This is a genomic window from Leuconostoc sp. BM2, from assembly GCF_002095565.1.
Classification (GTDB): domain Bacteria; phylum Bacillota; class Bacilli; order Lactobacillales; family Lactobacillaceae; genus Leuconostoc; species Leuconostoc falkenbergense.
In genome coordinates this window covers 1-17,764 of record NZ_MOWQ01000034.1, presented here as the reverse complement: position 1 = coordinate 17,764, position 17,764 = coordinate 1, and the positions used below count along the sequence as shown (strand labels likewise).

At 39.9% G+C, this 17,764-nt stretch carries 17 protein-coding genes and 3 tRNA genes; 17 read left to right on the top strand and 3 right to left on the bottom strand.

Annotated features, from left to right (window positions below):
* The first annotated feature begins 96 nt into the window (after positions 1–96).
* The 4 genes from BMG01_RS08570 to BMG01_RS08555 all read left to right on the top strand — a co-directional run bounded on the left by BMG01_RS08570 (position 97) and on the right by BMG01_RS08555 (position 2,585).
* Positions 97–558 carry a DUF3290 domain-containing protein gene (locus BMG01_RS08570; protein ID WP_036067146.1) on the top strand — a complete coding sequence of 154 codons (462 nt, stop codon included), beginning with the start codon at positions 97–99 and terminating at the stop codon, positions 556–558.
* Entirely contained in the window at positions 555–1,193 is a 639-nt protein-coding gene (locus tag BMG01_RS08565) for a DUF421 domain-containing protein (protein WP_004915068.1), read from the top strand. The genes BMG01_RS08570 and BMG01_RS08565 overlap by 4 nt, the downstream gene beginning before the upstream one ends.
* A 63-nt stretch (positions 1,194–1,256) precedes the next feature.
* Positions 1,257–1,643 (top strand): hypothetical protein, encoded by a 387-nt coding sequence (locus tag BMG01_RS08560; RefSeq protein WP_004915065.1) that lies wholly within the window; start codon positions 1,257–1,259, stop codon positions 1,641–1,643.
* Between the two features lie 54 nt (positions 1,644–1,697).
* Entirely contained in the window at positions 1,698–2,585 is an 888-nt protein-coding gene (locus BMG01_RS08555) for a prenyltransferase (RefSeq protein WP_036067148.1), read from the top strand.
* A 74-nt stretch (positions 2,586–2,659) separates the two neighbouring features.
* Here the strand turns inward: BMG01_RS08555 and cbpA are convergent, their stop codons facing one another.
* Complete coding sequence (cbpA, locus tag BMG01_RS08550; protein ID WP_004915059.1) at positions 2,660–3,304, bottom strand: cyclic di-AMP binding protein CbpA; 645 nt, start codon at positions 3,302–3,304, stop codon at positions 2,660–2,662.
* Between the two features lie 117 nt (positions 3,305–3,421).
* On the opposite strand from cbpA, the gene pth reads away from it, so the two are divergent.
* The 13 genes from pth to BMG01_RS08485 all read left to right on the top strand — a co-directional run bounded on the left by pth (position 3,422) and on the right by BMG01_RS08485 (position 17,018).
* On the top strand, positions 3,422–3,988 hold the full coding sequence (pth, locus tag BMG01_RS08545; protein ID WP_004915057.1) for an aminoacyl-tRNA hydrolase: 567 nt from the start codon (positions 3,422–3,424) through the stop codon (positions 3,986–3,988).
* Entirely contained in the window at positions 3,989–7,516 is a 3,528-nt protein-coding gene (mfd, locus tag BMG01_RS08540) for a transcription-repair coupling factor (RefSeq protein WP_004915054.1), read from the top strand. It abuts the gene before it with no gap.
* A 3-nt stretch (positions 7,517–7,519) separates the two neighbouring features.
* Positions 7,520–7,804 carry an RNA-binding S4 domain-containing protein gene (locus tag BMG01_RS08535; RefSeq protein WP_004915051.1) on the top strand — a complete coding sequence of 95 codons (285 nt, stop codon included), beginning with the start codon at positions 7,520–7,522 and terminating at the stop codon, positions 7,802–7,804.
* A 77-nt stretch (positions 7,805–7,881) separates the two neighbouring features.
* The gene (locus BMG01_RS08530; RefSeq protein WP_004915050.1) at positions 7,882–8,280 is read left to right on the top strand and encodes a septum formation initiator family protein; all 399 of its coding nucleotides are present in this window, start codon (positions 7,882–7,884) and stop codon (positions 8,278–8,280) included.
* 34 nt (positions 8,281–8,314) lie between these two features.
* Positions 8,315–9,604: a tRNA lysidine(34) synthetase TilS gene (tilS, locus tag BMG01_RS08525; protein ID WP_004915047.1), complete on the top strand. Its 1,290-nt coding sequence runs from the start codon at positions 8,315–8,317 to the stop codon at positions 9,602–9,604.
* On the top strand, positions 9,605–10,144 hold the full coding sequence (gene hpt / locus BMG01_RS08520) for a hypoxanthine phosphoribosyltransferase (RefSeq protein ID WP_004915044.1): 540 nt from the start codon (positions 9,605–9,607) through the stop codon (positions 10,142–10,144).
* 16 nt (positions 10,145–10,160) lie between these two features.
* Positions 10,161–12,257, top strand: coding sequence for an ATP-dependent zinc metalloprotease FtsH (gene ftsH, locus BMG01_RS08515; protein WP_004915043.1), 2,097 nt, complete (start codon positions 10,161–10,163; stop codon positions 12,255–12,257).
* 59 nt (positions 12,258–12,316) lie between these two features.
* A complete protein-coding gene (hslO, locus tag BMG01_RS08510) occupies positions 12,317–13,210 on the top strand; it encodes an Hsp33 family molecular chaperone HslO (protein WP_004915041.1) in 894 nt (297 codons plus the stop codon).
* A gap of 87 nt (positions 13,211–13,297) precedes the next feature.
* The gene (gene lysS, locus BMG01_RS08505; protein ID WP_004915037.1) at positions 13,298–14,785 is read left to right on the top strand and encodes a lysine--tRNA ligase; all 1,488 of its coding nucleotides are present in this window, start codon (positions 13,298–13,300) and stop codon (positions 14,783–14,785) included.
* Between the two features lie 96 nt (positions 14,786–14,881).
* Positions 14,882–14,954: transfer RNA gene (locus tag BMG01_RS08500), tRNA-Asn, on the top strand.
* A 111-nt stretch (positions 14,955–15,065) separates the two neighbouring features.
* Positions 15,066–15,138, top strand: a tRNA-Asn gene (locus tag BMG01_RS08495).
* 4 nt (positions 15,139–15,142) lie between these two features.
* Positions 15,143–15,215 (top strand) — tRNA-Thr (locus BMG01_RS08490).
* Positions 15,216–16,229: 1,014 nt separating this feature from the next.
* Positions 16,230–17,018: a DEAD/DEAH box helicase family protein gene (locus BMG01_RS08485; RefSeq protein WP_036068606.1), complete on the top strand. Its 789-nt coding sequence runs from the start codon at positions 16,230–16,232 to the stop codon at positions 17,016–17,018.
* Between the two features lie 24 nt (positions 17,019–17,042).
* Here the strand turns inward: BMG01_RS08485 and BMG01_RS08480 are convergent, their stop codons facing one another.
* Both BMG01_RS08480 and BMG01_RS08475 read right to left on the bottom strand, forming a co-directional pair.
* Positions 17,043–17,222 carry an integrase core domain-containing protein gene (locus tag BMG01_RS08480; protein ID WP_143472290.1) on the bottom strand — a complete coding sequence of 60 codons (180 nt, stop codon included), beginning with the start codon at positions 17,220–17,222 and terminating at the stop codon, positions 17,043–17,045.
* 3 nt (positions 17,223–17,225) lie between these two features.
* On the bottom strand, positions 17,226–17,764 hold a 539-nt coding region (locus BMG01_RS08475; RefSeq protein ID WP_143472289.1), incomplete at its 5' end, for an IS30 family transposase.

Below are 17,764 nucleotides of genomic sequence, written 5' to 3'. Positions count from 1 at the left end.
TCACGACATCCAGTGCCAAAAAACTCCGCGACCTATGCTTCACAACCTATTTTAGAATAAATCAAAAATAGGTGAAGACTATCTCCGCCGAGATTAATCTTCACCTTTAATGTTAGTAAGTTTTATTCTGCCAAGTATTTGGCACAACAAACTAACATTAATGATACAATCGGCATTTATTTGATGGTGATTGCTTTTGTGTTCATGGCTGTTGGTGCAGTGGCGTTTTTGCGTAATCGTATGCAAACACGTTATCGTGATTTAAGTATTATTGCGTTGTTATTGTTTCTTTTTTTGGCAGGTGCCCGCTATACGGACTATCAGCAAGCAAAATCACGTGATGATCAACAAACGCAAATGGCATCATTTGTTAATGAATTTGCGACAGAACAAGGCATTGCAAAAGATAAGATATTTTTTAACACACAAGTCGTTAGCGATGGCATGATTGTGAAGATGTCTCAGAAGTATTACCACGTCACTATCAGCGCCGATCAGCAATCATATACTTTAACGCGCGCTTATCTAGTTAATCCGGAAGTGAAGGTTGTCAAATGAGTATTTATTTACCAATTTTAACGAAACTTGCCATTGGTCTATTTGCCTTAATCGTACAAATCAATATTATGGGCAAGGGAAATTTAGCGCCAACCAGTGCACTTGATCAAGTGCAAAACTATGTTTTAGGTGGCATCATTGGTGCTGTCATTTACTCCGACACTATCACTGTTTTTCAATTCACCATTGTGCTAATCATTTGGACAATGTTGGTGATGACGGTCAAATTCATGAAAGAACATAATCGCTTCGTCAAACTTCTGATTGATGGTCAACCTAAAGTAGTGGTGGATCATGGTGAAGTAGCTATTAAAAATGTGTTGCGTGCTGGCTTATCAGCAAATGATTTGATGTTTAAATTACGCGCACAGAGTGTGTACGATTTGTCAAAAGTTAAGCGCGCTGTTCTAGAGCAGAATGGTCAACTAACAGTGATTCTTGAAGGCGAAGAAAATATGAAGTATCCTATCATTTTTGATGGTCAAATCAACACAGATTTACTTGATTTAATTGGTCGCGATGCAGAATGGTTGACAAACGAGGTCGAGCGACAAGGATATGAACAAGTCAGTGATATTTTTGTTGGCGAGTATCTTGACGGACAGGTGCGTTTAACACCATACGAACGTCATTAAAGTGTAAACGCTTGCATTTTAGGCTGAAAAGTATCATGATTAGCTTATAAGAAGGTGCAACAAATGACAAAACAAGTAGGATTAACGGATAAGCAACAACTGACGGCACTGACACATGCTGCAGAAAGTGCCCAATTACCCTTTTTAGCTGAAAGTCAAGATGAGCTAAGAATTTGGATTGACCATGACGAGAATATTTTTGTCGCCATTAAAGGCGGACCAACAGGTTTTCAGGCAGATCTTTTATTTGGTGATGTTGGTATTATGATTCTAAAGAAAAATCTCGAACTACCCACGGAAGCTGACTTGTTAGCCTTTATGTCACTTATTACTAATGACGATGTGCAAGATTTTCTCTTAGGATATGTTTTGGAAGCGCCTAAAAAAGGACGAGACGCTTATTTTCAAGCCTTAGATCAGCAATTTGATGATTTTGTCGCGACACTTTAATTGTGTCGCGTTTTTATTTTCTGATACAATGAGTATCAGAGGATTTTTGAAATGATGACACCAAAACAATTTTTAGATTTAGTTGAAATTCGCGTGGTGATTCCCAGTGTTGCGCCGCTTTTAGTCGGATTGGTGTACAGTCAATGGCAGTATAGCAGATTAAATTGGTTAAACGCTGCATTGTTGATTATTGCGACTGTCAGTGTTCATCTTGCAGTGAATACTTTCAATCGCTATGAAGATAATAAGCGACAAAAAGCAAACGACTTTTTGAGGGAACAAGCTGCTGGTGAGGTGATCACTGATAAACAAGTTTTACATGTTGCCATGTGGTTGGCGCTGATTGCTGTTGTAGCAGGCATTACAGTCGCGTTGTTGACTGACTACGTGACATGGATTATTGGTATTTTGAGTTTTGTGATTGGTTATTTGTATTCTGCTGGCCCAAAGCCAATTACCAATACACCGTTTGGTGAAATTGTCTCAGGTATTACAATGGGCTACTTTATATTTGTGGCACAAGTGTACGTCAACACGAGAATGACACTAACGGTGAGTGTCTTGTTTCAATGGTTTATTGTCAGTTTCCCGTTGGTGATATTTATTGCAGAAATTATGTTTGCGAATAATATTGCCGATCATGATGTGGATGAAAGCAATAATCGGCATACATTGGTACATTATATGGGGATCTCCTCGGCTAAGCGTATGTATGTTTTTTATGCTATTTTGGCGTTTATTGAATTGCTGATTGCTACAATTGTGGGTTGGTTACCAATTACGACATACGCTATGATTGCACTGTTACCAATTGTCTTAAAAAATGCCAAGGGCTTTGTAGACCGCCCAATCAAAAGAGAGACATTTGTTTTGGCCATTAAAAATTTGGTTGTTGTGATGTTGGGGATGACCGTTGTGATTATGGCTGGTATATGGCTATAAAAAAATCTGTGATTATTGATGTGGCCTAAAAAGTTGTTTTAACTTTTTAGACCACATTGTATCTCACAGATTTTTTATTTAAAACGATTTAAATTTTCGACACTATCAACAGTGTATTGTTTTTTCTCTAAATGTTTGATAAGCTTGGCTAACTGTTCACTTTCTGCTTGTAATGGTAATGTGAAAAGTACAGTCAACGGTTCACCTTCAGAGCGAATCGTCAATAATGATTCGACGTTTGAGTAACGTGTGATAATCTTTGATATTTTACTCAAGTCGCCTTGCTCATTATGCGTTGCCACAGCGATAGCAACACCGCCAGAACGAACAGACCAACTTTGTGATAACAAATCCATTAAAGCATCATGTGTGAAAATGCCATAAAATTGATGATTTTCATCTAAAACAGCGATAAAAGGTAAATCGCGAATGGCAAAAAAAACTTCGTAAAATTTACTGGTTGTGTAAATAAACTTGGTTGAGTTGCGCATAATAGCTGTTGCTGGCAAACTCATATCACCGCCTTTGGCAATGTGTTCAAAGACGTGTTGTTTATAAATATTCCCACGAAAAAGGCGTCCAGACTCATCTAATATTGGCATGGTGCGTGTGTGAGCATTGTCTGGATTATCGAAAATATCATAAACTTCTTGAATTGTCGTATTTTCGGTCACAGTGGTCAATTGTGATTTAGGGATTACTAAAGATTTTTGAAACATATTCGTGTCCTAATCTAATTTTTTTATCATGAAACCGCCATACAATATGATAACATAAAATCGCTCTGCGCGCGTGGTATACTGGAAGAAGTGAAATTATAGAAAGAAATGGTCATTATGAAATTTATTTTTGGGTTAGGAAACATTGGTGAAAAGTACGATCAGACGCGTCATAACATTGGGTTCATGGCAATTGATGCTTTTGCAGCTGCTCACAATGCAACTTTTTCACCAACAAAACAGTTTGCATTGACCGCTAAAATTCAAGTTGATGGTGTGCCTGTCATGCTGGTTAAGCCAACAACTTATATGAATGATTCAGGTAAAGCCGTTCGGGCAATTTTAGATTACTATGATGGTGATGTCACCGATATCATGGTTTTAGCTGATGACATGGATATGCCATTTGGCAAACTGCGTTTTCGTGCCAAAGGATCAGCTGGTGGTCACAATGGGCTCAAAAGTATTATGGCGCACACGGATTCACAAACATTTTTACGTTTAAAATTTGGGTTAGGGCATCCAGAACATGAAAAACAAGTGGTCATTAACTATGTTTTGGGACATTTTTCAAAAGCAGAGTCAGAAATCGTCGAGACAATGCTTGCACGCAGCACGCAGGCCATTTCTGATTGGATCAACGGGGCAACGATAGCAGAGTTAAGCAATCAATATAACGGGTAAATGAGTTTAGTTAAATATTTAAGTCAAACAGATACAATTCAAACAATTGTCAAACAAGCAACTGGTGCCGCAACACAGTTGCTTTTAGGCGTGAATGGAACAGTAAAAGCAGCAAGCATTGCCGCTATTTTTAATGCTAATCCTCGACAAGTATTGGTCATTGCCGACACACAAACGCATGCCGAGCAACTTTATTTTGATGTTGCTGCGTTAGTTGAGGATGTATACCAGTTTCCAGCAGAAGAATCAGTGGCAACAGAGATGGCGATTAGTTCGCCAGAATTACGCTTGCAGCGTTTACAAACACTTATGGCGCTCGTGACTGGTCAACCTATGATCGTTGTGACTAATTTGGCGGGTGCAGAGCGTCTACTACCTGATATGGCAACCGTGACAGCTGCTCGCTTGACGATTCGCGTTGGTGAGACCTATGAATTTTCAGAGATCAAGAACACGTTGATGATGATGGGTTATTCACCAGTCAAGCTCGTACAAACACCCGGTGAGTTTGCGCAACGTGGCTCAATCATTGACATTTATCCGTTAACAGCCAACGATCCGATTCGTTTGGATTTTTTTGATGACGAATTAGATCAATTAAAACATTTTGATGTTACAAGCCAAAAAAGCATTGATAGTTTAGAAGCGGTAACAATTGATCCAGCAACTGACTTTGTTGTGTCAGAGTCACAATATGATCAGGCCAAATTAGCAATTGAAACGGATTTTAGTGATAATCGTACCCGCCTAAATGGGGCTGATAAAAAACATGCTACTGACGGTTTTGCTTTAACACAACACGTTCTAAACGCTCATGAACGTGGACCAGAATTGTTGCCTTATATGCAGTATTTTTTTAATGGGCAAACAACTTTATTGGATTATTTTCATGATGACGCCTTGATAGTGATTGATGAGTATACACGTCTCACCGAAACAAGATTACAGCAATTAAGTCGTGACCAAGAGTGGATTGATAAACAAATTGAAAGCTTTCAATTATTGCCACACCAAACGTGGCGTGTTGACATTGCTGACCAAATTGCGCATAATCAGCGCACAACTTTATATTTGGCCAACTTTCAACGTGGTTTGAATCGTATTAAATTTGATGCAATGGTTGAAATAACAACGCGACCAGCGAACCAATATTATGGCCAAATCAACGCCCTCAAGAATGATTTAACATACGCACAAGAAGCTGGCACGACAGTCATTTTGATGATTGATGATGCCAAGCAGCGCCATGATTTTGCGTCTTCGCTTGTTGATTTCAAAATACCAATTACTGAAACAACTGAAGTCTTACCTAATCAAGTTCAGATTATGTCTGGGGGCCTGACAGCGGGATTTGAGTGGCCACAGTTGCATTTGACAGTATTCACGCAGCGAGAATTATTTACACAAACACACAAAACAGCACCACGTCAAAGAAAAATTGCTAACGCAGAGCGTTTAAAATCGTATAATGAGTTGAACGTTGGTGATTATGTCGTTCACATTAATCATGGTATTGGACGTTACGAAGGTCTTCAAACCATTGAAGCAGATGGTGACAAGCAAGATTATCTATCAGTTGCTTATCAACAGAATGCAAAGATTTTCATTCCAGTTACGCAACTAAATTTAATTCAAAAATATATTGGCGCGTCGGATGCCGCTAAGGCACCAAAGCTGAATAAGTTAGGTGGTAGTGAATGGGCTAAAACCAAACGACAAGTTGCGGCAAAAATAGAAGATATTGCGGACGATTTGCTTGAATTATATGCCAAGCGCGAAGCGCAACAAGGATTTGCTTTCCCACCAGACGATACGGCGCAATTGAAGTTTGATACAGCCTTTCGCTATCCTGAAACCCCAGACCAAATTCGCAGTATCGAAGAAATTAAAGCTGATATGCAAAAAATCAGACCAATGGATCGCTTATTGGTCGGAGATGTCGGCTTTGGTAAGACAGAAGTTGCCTTGCGGGCGGTGTTTAAAGCGGCTCATGCTGGCAAACAAGTTGCCTTTTTAGCACCAACAACGATTTTGGTACAGCAACATTATGAAACAATGAAAGCGCGGTTTGACGATTTTCCCGAAATTAGAATTGGCGTACTGAGTCGTTTTCAGACGCCATCTCAAAACAAAGCGGTGATTAGCCAGCTTAAAGCGCATGAATTAGACGTTGTAGTTGGCACGCATCGTTTACTAAGTCAGGATGTTAACTTTTCTGACTTAGGGTTGTTGATTATTGATGAAGAACAACGTTTTGGCGTCAAGCATAAAGAACGCCTCAAGCAGTTGCGTACTAGCGTTGATGTGTTAACATTAACAGCGACGCCGATTCCTCGAACATTGAATATGGCAATGGTTGGGGCACGTGATTTGTCAGTCATTGAGACACCACCAGCTAACCGTTACCCCATTCAGACTTATGTCATGGAAGCTGATTGGACAGTGGTACGTGATGCCATTGAAAAAGAAATTGCTCGTGATGGACAAGTCTTCTATTTGCACAACCGCGTGATGGATTTAGATCGTGTTGTGAGTCAAATTGAAGATCTTGTGCCAAGTGCTAGAGTGGCGGCGATTCATGGTCAAATGTCTGAGACACAATTAGAAAGTATTCTATATGATTTCTTGAATGGCGAATATGATGTTTTGGTGACAACAACCATCATCGAAACTGGCGTTGATATTCCAAACGCCAACACTTTAATTGTGGAAAATGCTGACCACATGGGATTGTCGCAATTGTATCAATTGCGTGGCCGTGTGGGACGATCAACACGACTAGCTTATGCATACTTCACTTATCCATTTACCCGAACACCGTCCGAAGAGGCTGAAAAGCGACTAGAAGCGATTCGTGATTTTACTGAATTGGGCTCTGGTTTTAAAATTGCAATGCGTGATTTGAGCATACGCGGTGCGGGTGATTTATTAGGTAAGCAACAACATGGCTTTATTGACTCTGTGGGTTATGATATGTATACGCAGATGTTGAAAGACACAGTTGCGCAAAAACAAGGACAAGTCATTACTTCAGATCAACCAGAAACAGATGCCGAGCTGATTTTAGGAGTGTTAGCTTATCTACCCGATGATTATGTCAGTGATAATGCACAAAAAATTGAACTTTATACACGAGTACGGCAAGCAAAAACAGACGATGTTTTTGAAGATATTGAAGCTGACATGTTGGACCGATTTGGTGAAATGCCGGATGAAGTGGCTAGGTTATTGTTGGTTGGTCGTATTAAGCAATTGGCTGATCAAGCGCAAATCATCAATATACGGCGTCAACGTAAGCAGTTAGCCATCACATTTAATGCACAAGCGACGACAAAATTGTCAGGTGAGACAATTTTTGAAGCGCTTATCGACGTGCCACTAAAGGCAGCCGTACGCACAGAATCTGGTGACTTGCAGGTAATATTGACCGTTAATGATGTTGCTGAAAGCAGTATATGGCTCAATATTTTGCGTGACTTCTTATTAGTAGTGATTGAAAAAGAACAAAGTGAGCATGAAAAGGAGTAACTTATGCGATTAGATAAATACCTTAAAATTTCTCGTTTAATTAAGCGACGTACCGTTGCAAAAGAAATCGCTGATCAAGGTCGGATTTCAATTAATGGTAAAGTAGCAAAATCTTCAACTGATGTCGCCACTAATGATGAGCTCGAAATCCGTTTTGGTAACAAAACAGTGACGGTTAAAGTGGTTAAAATTGTAGAAACGACCAAAAAAGAAGAATCTGCTGACATGTATGAGGTTTTGCGTGAAACGTATGCGCAAGATTTTCGAGAAATCGGTGACGAAAAGTAAGCAAAATTATTAAACAAGTCTAAAGATTGTTGAAAAGTGTTAAAGAACGTGCGACACTTGTAATAGGTAAAATTCACATGGCGGTTTATAGACAAAAAAAACAATCAAATATTACGCCACTTAATTCAGCAATTGCACGTGAAATTCATAATTCTGAATTGGCTAATGCACAGGCAGCTAAGCATTATCGTAAAGCTCACGCGCGTCGCGAAAAAAACATTTTGTTAATTAGCGCGTTAGTGGCGACTATTTTTGCTGTGCAATTATTGATTGGTCAGGTGAAACTACATGCGGCTAATCAGAAGCTGACTAAGACGCAAGATCGTTTGGAACACGTTCAAAAAACAAATAAGCAGTTAGCAACAAATGTTAAGCGCCTCAAAAACCCCACTTATTTGCAACAATTATTACGCGATAAATATGGTTACTCAAAAGCCGGCGAAATCATTTACAACCTACCTGCAGATAATAACTAGGAGAAGCACCCGAAGGGGTGCCTTTTTCATAACAATGGAAAAAGTTAAACAAGCAATTAAACAAAATTCATGGCCATCAACGGTTATTGTTGCTGTTTCTGGTGGGGTGGACTCTGTTGTTTTACTCCACGCACTAGCGCAAATGCCAATCCGTATTGTCGTTGCCCACGTCAACTATCATTTGCGTTCAGAGAGCAATGAGGACGCGTCCTTTGTGGCTAAACTAGCCCAAAAAATGAATGTCATTTTTGAACAACGTGACTGGCAAACGATACCTGATCATGCGGTTGAAAAAGAAGCTCGAATTTTTCGCTATGATTTTTTTAATGCGTTAGCAAAGCAGTATCAAACAGACACAATCGTAGTGGCGCATCATGCTAATGATCAAGCAGAAACAGTTTTATTAAAAATGATCAGGGGCGGCCAATTGCGTCAAATGTCGGGCATGATGGCAAAAACTAATCACATTATTCGGCCTTTTTTGGCGTTGACAAAACAAGAATTAGTTGCTTATGCCAATCGCAATCAGTTGAAATGGCGAGAAGATAGTACCAACTCGGATCCCAATTACACGCCGAGAAACTTATTGCGAAATGATGTGCTGCCAAAACTCACAACCATTAATGCGCAAGCTGTTCGACATATTAATGACATGGCGCAACAAATTCAAAATCAAGAACGACTAATTGACGAACAAGCTGCTATTTATGCACAAAATATCGCGTCTTGGCATACGATTCCACAGGCATGGCAGGGGCCTACATTAAAATATTGGTTGCAATCACACCAAATATTTAATATTAAAGAGAATCAAATTATGGAAGCGCTTCAGCTGCTTAATAACGATTCAAAACCCAATGGCAGTATTGCTTTGAATCAAGGTGTGCAACTTGTCAAGAGCTATGACCAACTTGGACTACAAAAAGAGCAAAATAGGGGCCAAGTTTTGTCGCCAGTTATGTTAAAATTGAATCAACGGTATTTTTTGGCAAATCAGTCATGGTTATGGACTGATCAAGAGCCAATTCATCAAGATTCCGCTATTGCATTTTCAATGGCCGCAAAAAAGGCAGTGATTTGCTTGCGTTCAGCTAACTCTAGTGATAAAATTGCTCTCATAAACGGCCATAAAAAGTTGAGACGACTAGCAATTGACGAAAAACTGACGTTACAAGAACGGGAAGCAATGTTAGTGCTTACAACGATGAATGATGATATTGTCGCAGTGCAGTTACGCAACAATGAATGGCGTGTCAGTGCAGAATATACTGTTAAACAAAATACGCAGCCAAATTGGCTTGTATGGCGAATTGAGGAAACATAAGTGGATAACGATATAGAAGAAGTCTTGTATGATCAGGCAAGCATTCAGCAAGCAGCGCAGCGTTTAGGTAAGCAAATTACTGAAGACTACGCGGGCGAGCGTCCCTTGTTCTTGTCAGTGTTGAAAGGTGCTTACCTTTGGACGGCTGATTTGATCCGTGAGGTTGATTTATACGCAGAATTAGAATTTATTAAAATTTCTAGTTATCATGGCGGTGTTGCAAGTACTGATGAGATTACATTGGTGACAGACATTAGGTCAGATGTTCAGAATCGTGATGTGATTATTTTAGAAGATATTGTCGATACTGGTCAATCATTGCTGTTTATGAAAGACTTACTTGCTAAACGAGGCGCACGATCAATTAAAGTTGCAACTCTATTGGACAAAAAAGAGGGGCGTAAAGTTGAAGTAACGGCTGATTATATTGGCTTTGATGTCCGTAATCAGTTTGTTGTCGGATATGGTCTAGATTACAAAGACTTTTATCGAAACTTACCGTACGTTGGTATTTTGAAAAAAGAAGTTTACACCAAATAGAAATTGAGGAATTACAATGAAAAATAACAAAGGCGGTTTCTTTCGAAATAGCATTTTCTACGTCTTTATCTTCCTTGTTGTTGTTGGCATGTTTTATGGCTTGTTCGGTAACGACAAGTCAACAACTAAAACCTTAACATCAAGTGAATTTATTAAGGCGCTGAATGACAAAGAAATCAAATCGATTACAGTGCAACCCGGTAACAGTATTTATAATATTACTGGTACTTATAAAAAAGCACAAACAGCTTCTAAAGATAGCGGTATTAGCTTCTTACAGCCAACTCAAAAGGTGACAAAATTCACGTCAACTTTGCTGCCTAACGACGCTTCACTAAAGGAAGTTACGCAAGCTGCAACTAAGACGAAGACAGAATTAGTTACAAAGCAGGCTGAAAATTCTGGTTTCTGGTTAAACTTGTTGGTATCACTGATTCCAGTGTTACTAATCGTGGCTGTCTTCTATGTCATGATGAATCAAGCTGGTGGTGGCAAAGGTGGTCAAGGCGGTATGATGAGCTTTGGCAAGTCAAAAGCCAAGCCATCAGATCCCAAAGACAATAAAGTTCGCTTTGCGGATGTCGCTGGTGCGGAAGAAGAAAAGCAAGAACTGGTTGAAGTTGTTGAATTCTTGAAATCACCAAAGAAATTCGTGAGTTTAGGTGCTCGTATACCAAAGGGTGTTCTTTTGGAAGGACCTCCGGGAACTGGTAAAACATTACTTGCTAAGGCTGTTGCTGGTGAAGCCAGTGTGCCATTCTTCTCAATGTCTGGTTCAGACTTCGTGGAAATGTTTGTTGGTGTTGGTGCTTCACGTGTTCGTGACTTGTTTGAAAACGCTAAGAAGTCAGCCCCAGCAATTATTTTCATTGATGAAATTGATGCTGTTGGTCGTCGCCGTGGTACTGGAATGGGCGGCGGTAACGATGAACGTGAACAAACTTTGAACCAAATTTTGATTGAAATGGATGGCTTTGAAGGTTCAGAAGGGGTTATCATTTTGGCCTCTACAAACCGTTCAGATGTATTGGATCCGGCTTTGCTTCGTTCTGGTCGATTTGATCGTAAGATTTTGGTTGGCGCACCAGATGTTAAAGGCCGTGAAGCAATTTTGAATGTTCACGCCAAAAATAAGCCATTGGCTGACAACGTTGATTTGAAAGCGATTGCGCAACAGACACCGGGATATGTTGGTGCCGACTTAGAAAACTTGTTGAACGAAGCAGCGTTGTTAGCAGCTCGTCGCAATAAGAAAAAGGTTGACGCTGCTGATATTGATGAAGCGGAAGATCGTATTTTCCAAGGCCCAGCGAAAACAAATCGTGGTATGTCAGAATCAGAACGACGTACAACCGCTTATCACGAAGCGGGGCATGCGTTGGTTGGGTTGGTCCGTTCAGAAGCTTCAGTTGTTCGTAAGGTAACAATCGTGCCACGTGGCCGCATTGGTGGTTATGCCCTAATGACGCCGAAAAATGATCGTTATAATTTGAAGTATTCTGAAGCGAAGGAACAATTAGCTGGTTTGATGGGTGGACGTGCTGCCGAAATCTTCATGTTTAATGAAGCAAGTTCGGGGGCTTCCAACGATTTCCAGCAAGCAACAGGATTGGCACGTCAAATGGTAACCGCTTTTGGTATGTCAGATAAGTTAGGTATGGTACAACTTGAAGGTAATGCCAGTGTTGGTTATGCTGATCAAGGTGGTAATCGCGCTTATTCTGAAGAAACAGCACGTCTGATTGATGAAGAAGTTCGTCGTTTGGCGCAAGAGGCTTTCAACGATGCGTTAACAATTTTGCAAGAGCATAAAGATAAGTTGACAGCTATTGCTGAAGCGTTGCTTGAAGTTGAAACGTTGGACGAAAGACAAATTAAAGACATTTATGAAACGGGTGAATTTACGCGTAAAGATGTCCAAGATGATGATCAATTGGCAACGGCTAAGTCGTTTGAAGAAGCCAAAGCTGCAGCTGATGCTAAGGATTCTCAAGCTGAAGAAAAGTATGAACATCCAGACAGTGAGTCAAAAGATGATGATACAACCTCCGATTCAGAAGTTGTTGAAGTACCTGATGATGCACCTGCTGATGACAATCATGATAAAAATTAGTAAAATAGAAGTTGACCGTTGGGTCGACTTTTTTATTTGAAGTTAAGGAAAATAATTAAATGGCTGATCAGTTTATTAAGGCAATTACAAAAAATAACGATTTTCGTGCATTTGCTGTAAATGGGACAAATTTGGTCCGAGAAGCAGCACAAACTCATAACACAACGCGTATTGCTTCCGTTGTTTTGGGGCGTGGTTTATTAGCGTCGACGTTGATGGCGCAGGCTGTTTTAAAAGGAGAAGAACGTCTCTCAATTCAGCTCAATGGACGTGGTCCAATTGGCAATGTTGTGGTAGAAGCTGACGCTAAAGGTAGTGTACGTGGATATGTGACTAATCCGCAACTTGATGCGATTGTGACTGATTCTGGACAATTGGATGTTGCCCAAGCGGTCGGGCACAATGGTGTTTTGCAAGTTACCAAATTTGCACCATACGCCAATCCATATATTGGACAGAGCCAACTGGTGAGTGGTGAAATTGGTGATGATTTTACCTACTATTTGGCACAGTCTGAACAGATTCCATCAGCAATTGGTGTTTCGGTTTATATGAACGAAGATGATACTGTTGGTGTGGCGGGTGGCTTTTTAGTACAAGCATTACCAGACGCCAGCGATGCGTCTATTGAGCAGCTTGAAAAAGCACTGGCTAACATGCGACCGCTGTCTGATATGTTGTCAGATGGGTACACACCGCTAAATATTTTAGAAGAAATATTTGGAAAAGGTGAAGTTAATATTTTGCAAACAGCCGGTGTTGGTTTAGCAGCAGAGCCACCAAAATCAGCCTACGCTAAGATGTTAGCTACGTTACCGGTAGCAGAAATAAAAGCCATGATTGATGAAGATGATGGTGCAGAAGTTGTTGGTAAGTTTTCAGGTAAACGTTACTTTTTTACTGCGACAGAATTACAAGAAATTTTGCAACAAATTGAAGAAAATAACGCATAATTTTGAGATTATGTCGTTTTTTTGGTATGATATTTAATTAGTGGGAGTGCGTTCAAAAAGCGCTCATCAGGGAAGGATTTTATACTAATGGCTGAAGAAAAAGCCCTTAATGATCAAATGTTAGCCCGTCGTCAGAAGTTAGCGACTCTAGTTGATGATTTACATTTAGATCCATTTGGCAAACGATTCGAACGCTCAGCAAAAGCGCAAGAATTGCATGATTTGTACGATAATAGTACTTTAGAAGAACTTGAAGCAGGACAACATGAGGTGACGATTGCTGGCCGTATGGTGGCTAAGCGTGGTGCCGGTAAAGTTATTTTTGCGGACTTTCGCGATGTGTCAGGCAAAATTCAAGTTTATGCTAAGCGCGATGACTTAGGCGAAAATTACCCAATTATTAAGCGCGCTGACTTGGGCGATTTTCTTGGTATTAAGGGTATCATGATGAAGACGGAAGCCGGCGAATTAACGGTTTTGGCAACGCATTTGACACACCTATCAAAGGCGTTGCGTCCAATGCCTGACAAGTTCCATGGTATTTCAGATGTCGAAACACGCTACCGTAAGCGCTATTTGGATTTGATTGCTAATGAGGAATCATTCAAAAAGTTCCAGCAACGGTCACACATTATATCAGCCATTCGCGCTTACATGGACAAAAATGAGTTCTTGGAAGTGGAGACACCAATTCTACAAACAGAAGCTGGTGGCGCTGCCGCTCGTCCATTTATCACACATCACAACGCTTTGAACATTGATATGTATATGCGTATTGCCACAGAACTTTATTTGAAGCGCTTGGTTGTTGGTGGTATGGAACGTGTTTATGAAATCGGACGTATTTTCCGAAATGAAGGGATGGATCCTAAGCATAATCCTGAATTTACGACGATGGAATCGTATGCCTCTTATTGGGATTTCACTGATGTCATGAATGAAACCGAAGGTATTTTTAAGGCAGCCGCAAGCGTTGTTTCTGATGACCTAAAAATCACCTATCAAGGTACTGAAATTGATTTATCAAAGAACTTTGAACGCGCACATATGAATGACTTGATTAAAGATCGCACAGGTGTTGATTTTTGGCAAGATATGTCGGTCGAAGAGGCACAAAAATTGGCTGATGAACATCATGTTAAGTACGAAAAGTATTGGGCAGTTGGTCACATCATCAATGCATTCTTTGAGGAATTTGTTGAAGATACTTTAGTTCAGCCAACGTTTGTCTATGGTCATCCTGTTGAGGTATCACCACTAGCAAAGCGCAATGCTGACGATTCACGTTTCACCGACCGTTTTGAGTTGTTCATCATGGGTGGTGAATATGCCAATGCTTTTACTGAATTAAATGATCCCATCGATCAACGTGCACGTTTTGAGGCACAAGCAGCCGAGCGTGAAAATGGTAACGATGAGGCCGAGGGTATTGATGAAGACTTTATTGAGGCTTTGGAATACGGTATGCCACCAACGGGTGGATTGGGTGTTGGTATTGATCGTTTGATTATGCTATTGACTGATTCAGACACAATTCGTGATGTGGTTTTGTTCCCAACAATGCGTCCAGAATAAATGAATCATTCGATTTATTAGAACGTTTTATGAGAAAACTATTGACAAATTGCTGCACAATTAGTTATAATTATTAAGTTGTGTCAGCAATGTTATTCCGACTTAGCTCAGTTGGTAGAGCACCTGACTGTTAATCAGGTTGTCGCCGGTTCGAGCCCGGCAGTCGGAGTTTTATGAGAAGTAAACCACTTGGTTTACTTCTTTTTTCAACTAATAAATAGTTGACATGAAGGGTTGTTCATGGCATAATAAAATAGTTGTGTTAAGCAACAAATGTCATTCCGACTTAGCTCAGTTGGTAGAGCACCTGACTGTTAATCAGGTTGTCGCCGGTTCGAGCCCGGCAGTCGGAGTCATGCCGACGTAGCTCAGTTGGTAGAGCACGGGTATCGTAAACCTGGGGTCGGAGGTTCGAATCCTCTCGTCGGCATTTTTTACGCATAATAATCTCGCTAATCGCCACTCTATAGCGGGTTTGTGACAATATACAATAGGTAATTTATTGAACATTGCTCTTATTAGCGATGTGACACACGATTTGCACAAAAGACGTTGATAAAGCGTCTTTTTTTGTTTGATATAAAGGCATTTAGCAGATAGAGTATGGGTATTTAACTTCCTGATTTTTGTGACATTCGTGTGCAAAAGGGTGGGTTCTGTGTAAGTGTTGGGTGTGTGAGCGCTATAAACTTGATAATAATAGGATTTGAAATGGCAGGGTGGGGATCCAAGTGTTTGTCGTAGCTGATTTTCGTTGGGGATATGACTTATTCTTATTTGGGCTTCTTTGACTCTTTTTTCTGCTGGTCAAGCGATAGCACGCAGTATTTTTCTATTAATTTTTTTCAAATGTGTGAATTTTGGTCTTTTTTGTTTCAATGCAATTAGGTTGTTGCAATAAAAATAAACAAATATTAGCACTATGCAAAGTTTGTGTTTTGAAAGAAGAGTTTCCCATATGAAAAAAGTGGATTTTATACATCGAGATCTTTTAACAAAGAATGAATTATCAGCACGTACTGGATTTTCACGGCGTATCATTCAATATTTGGTTGACACTGACAGATTAAGAAAGCCATTGTTTTAAATCATTAAGGATGGGGTTTATATTCCTATCAACAAGCGATGGGCTCCATTTTAGATTCAAATCAAGTAACTAACAATAATCACGGGCGAGCTTAACTGTTGTGGGGGCGGTTGACTGTCGAGCGGTTTCCGTATTTGGTAGCAGTGCTTTTAAATCAATTTTTTTAAATGGATTGATGAAAGAATCTTCGCCGTTTGAGACAACTAACTGGCCACACGGCGGGTTGAACGTGGTAGTAACTTAGGTAAACTTCACCTCTCAATAGTCGCCGAGCGAGCGCAGAATTGATGAATGACTGGTATAATGTGTGTATATAAAAAATTTGCAAAAATAACACAATATGAAATTGGTGGAGTTATGGAAGATTATAGCGAAGAAGACACGAAAGCTAAAATACTAGAACCTATCATTCGAGCAAATTGGGATGAAAAATTAATTCAACGTGAATTACGGTATACACCAGGTCGTTTTCGTGTTGTGGGTCAAAATTCATCACGTGATACGAAAACTAGTAAAAAAGTGGATTACATATTATGGAAAGATCGTGCTTCTCAACAACCGTTGGCAGTAATTGAAGCTGAATCTAATAAGCATGATGATTCATATGGAATGAGCCAGGCATTGGATTACGCTGAAGATCTAAATATACCGTTTGTTTTTGCATCCAGCGGTCGCAATATTTGGTATTTTAAAAATAGGATTACTCAAGAAGAAAGTACGATTAAGCTTGGAAATTTACCGGATTATGATAAGTTGATTTCAATGCTTGATGAACAGCCAGATGCTGTTGACGCACCATATTATGTAGATCTTGGGGAAACGCCTCGGGAGCCCAGGTATTATCAAAGAAATGCAATTAATGCTGTTGTTGAAAGCATTGTTCGTGGGCAGCAGAAAAATTTACTGGTGATGGCAACGGGTACTGGTAAAACGTACACTGCTTTTCAAATTATTTATCGTTTGCTTTATTCTAATACTAAAAAACATGTATTATATTTGGCAGATCGAGATGTGTTAATCTCTCAAACAATGAATAATGACTTTAAACCATTTGTAGATAAAGGAATTATTACACGCGTTGGAGAAAATCCTGAAAAGGTTGAAACTGCCTATCAAATTCACATGGCATTGCTCAGAAGTCAATAAATTGGACTATTTTTATTCAGTTAATTAGGCGACATTTGAGATACGATTGCTATTATAAAAATTGATATACCAACCAATGGCTGCTTGGACTTCAGTTAATGTTTGGTATGCCTTCAAATAAACCTCTTCACGCTTCAATATTGAATGAAACGCTTCCATACGGCCATTATCGTACGGATGGCCTTTGAGTGAGGTAGATTGCAAGAATTAACCGAACACTGCAAACTGCTGAAAAACCTTTCGTGGTGATTGCCAGTTGAGTGTTTTCATTGGTCTCGCATTGATCCAATGATTAATTTGATCTAATTCTTTGGCGCTAACTGTTTCAATTTTGCGTTCTTTCGGTATAAAACGACGGACGTATCGATTTAATATCTCATTACTCCCACGTTCTTCTGGTGAATATGGGTGCGCAAAATAGACTGGAATGCCTAGTTTTTGCTCGATTTCGTTATATTTTGCAAATTCTCGCCCACGATCAACAGTGATGGACTTGGCATTTTTGATCCCTTGAAAAAAATGAATTAAGACTGGTGTCACTGCCTGACTATTGCGCCCAGTGACCTGTCTCACGATATGTTGCCGGCTTAGTCTTTCAGTAATTGTCACCAGCACATCACCACGTCTTTTACCCGATTGCATAGTGTCAACTTCAAAATGTCCAAAGGTTTGTCGTGCTTTCACACTTTCAGGTCTCGTTTCAATCGAACGACCATGCACAAATACTTGTCGTCTACCATCAGATT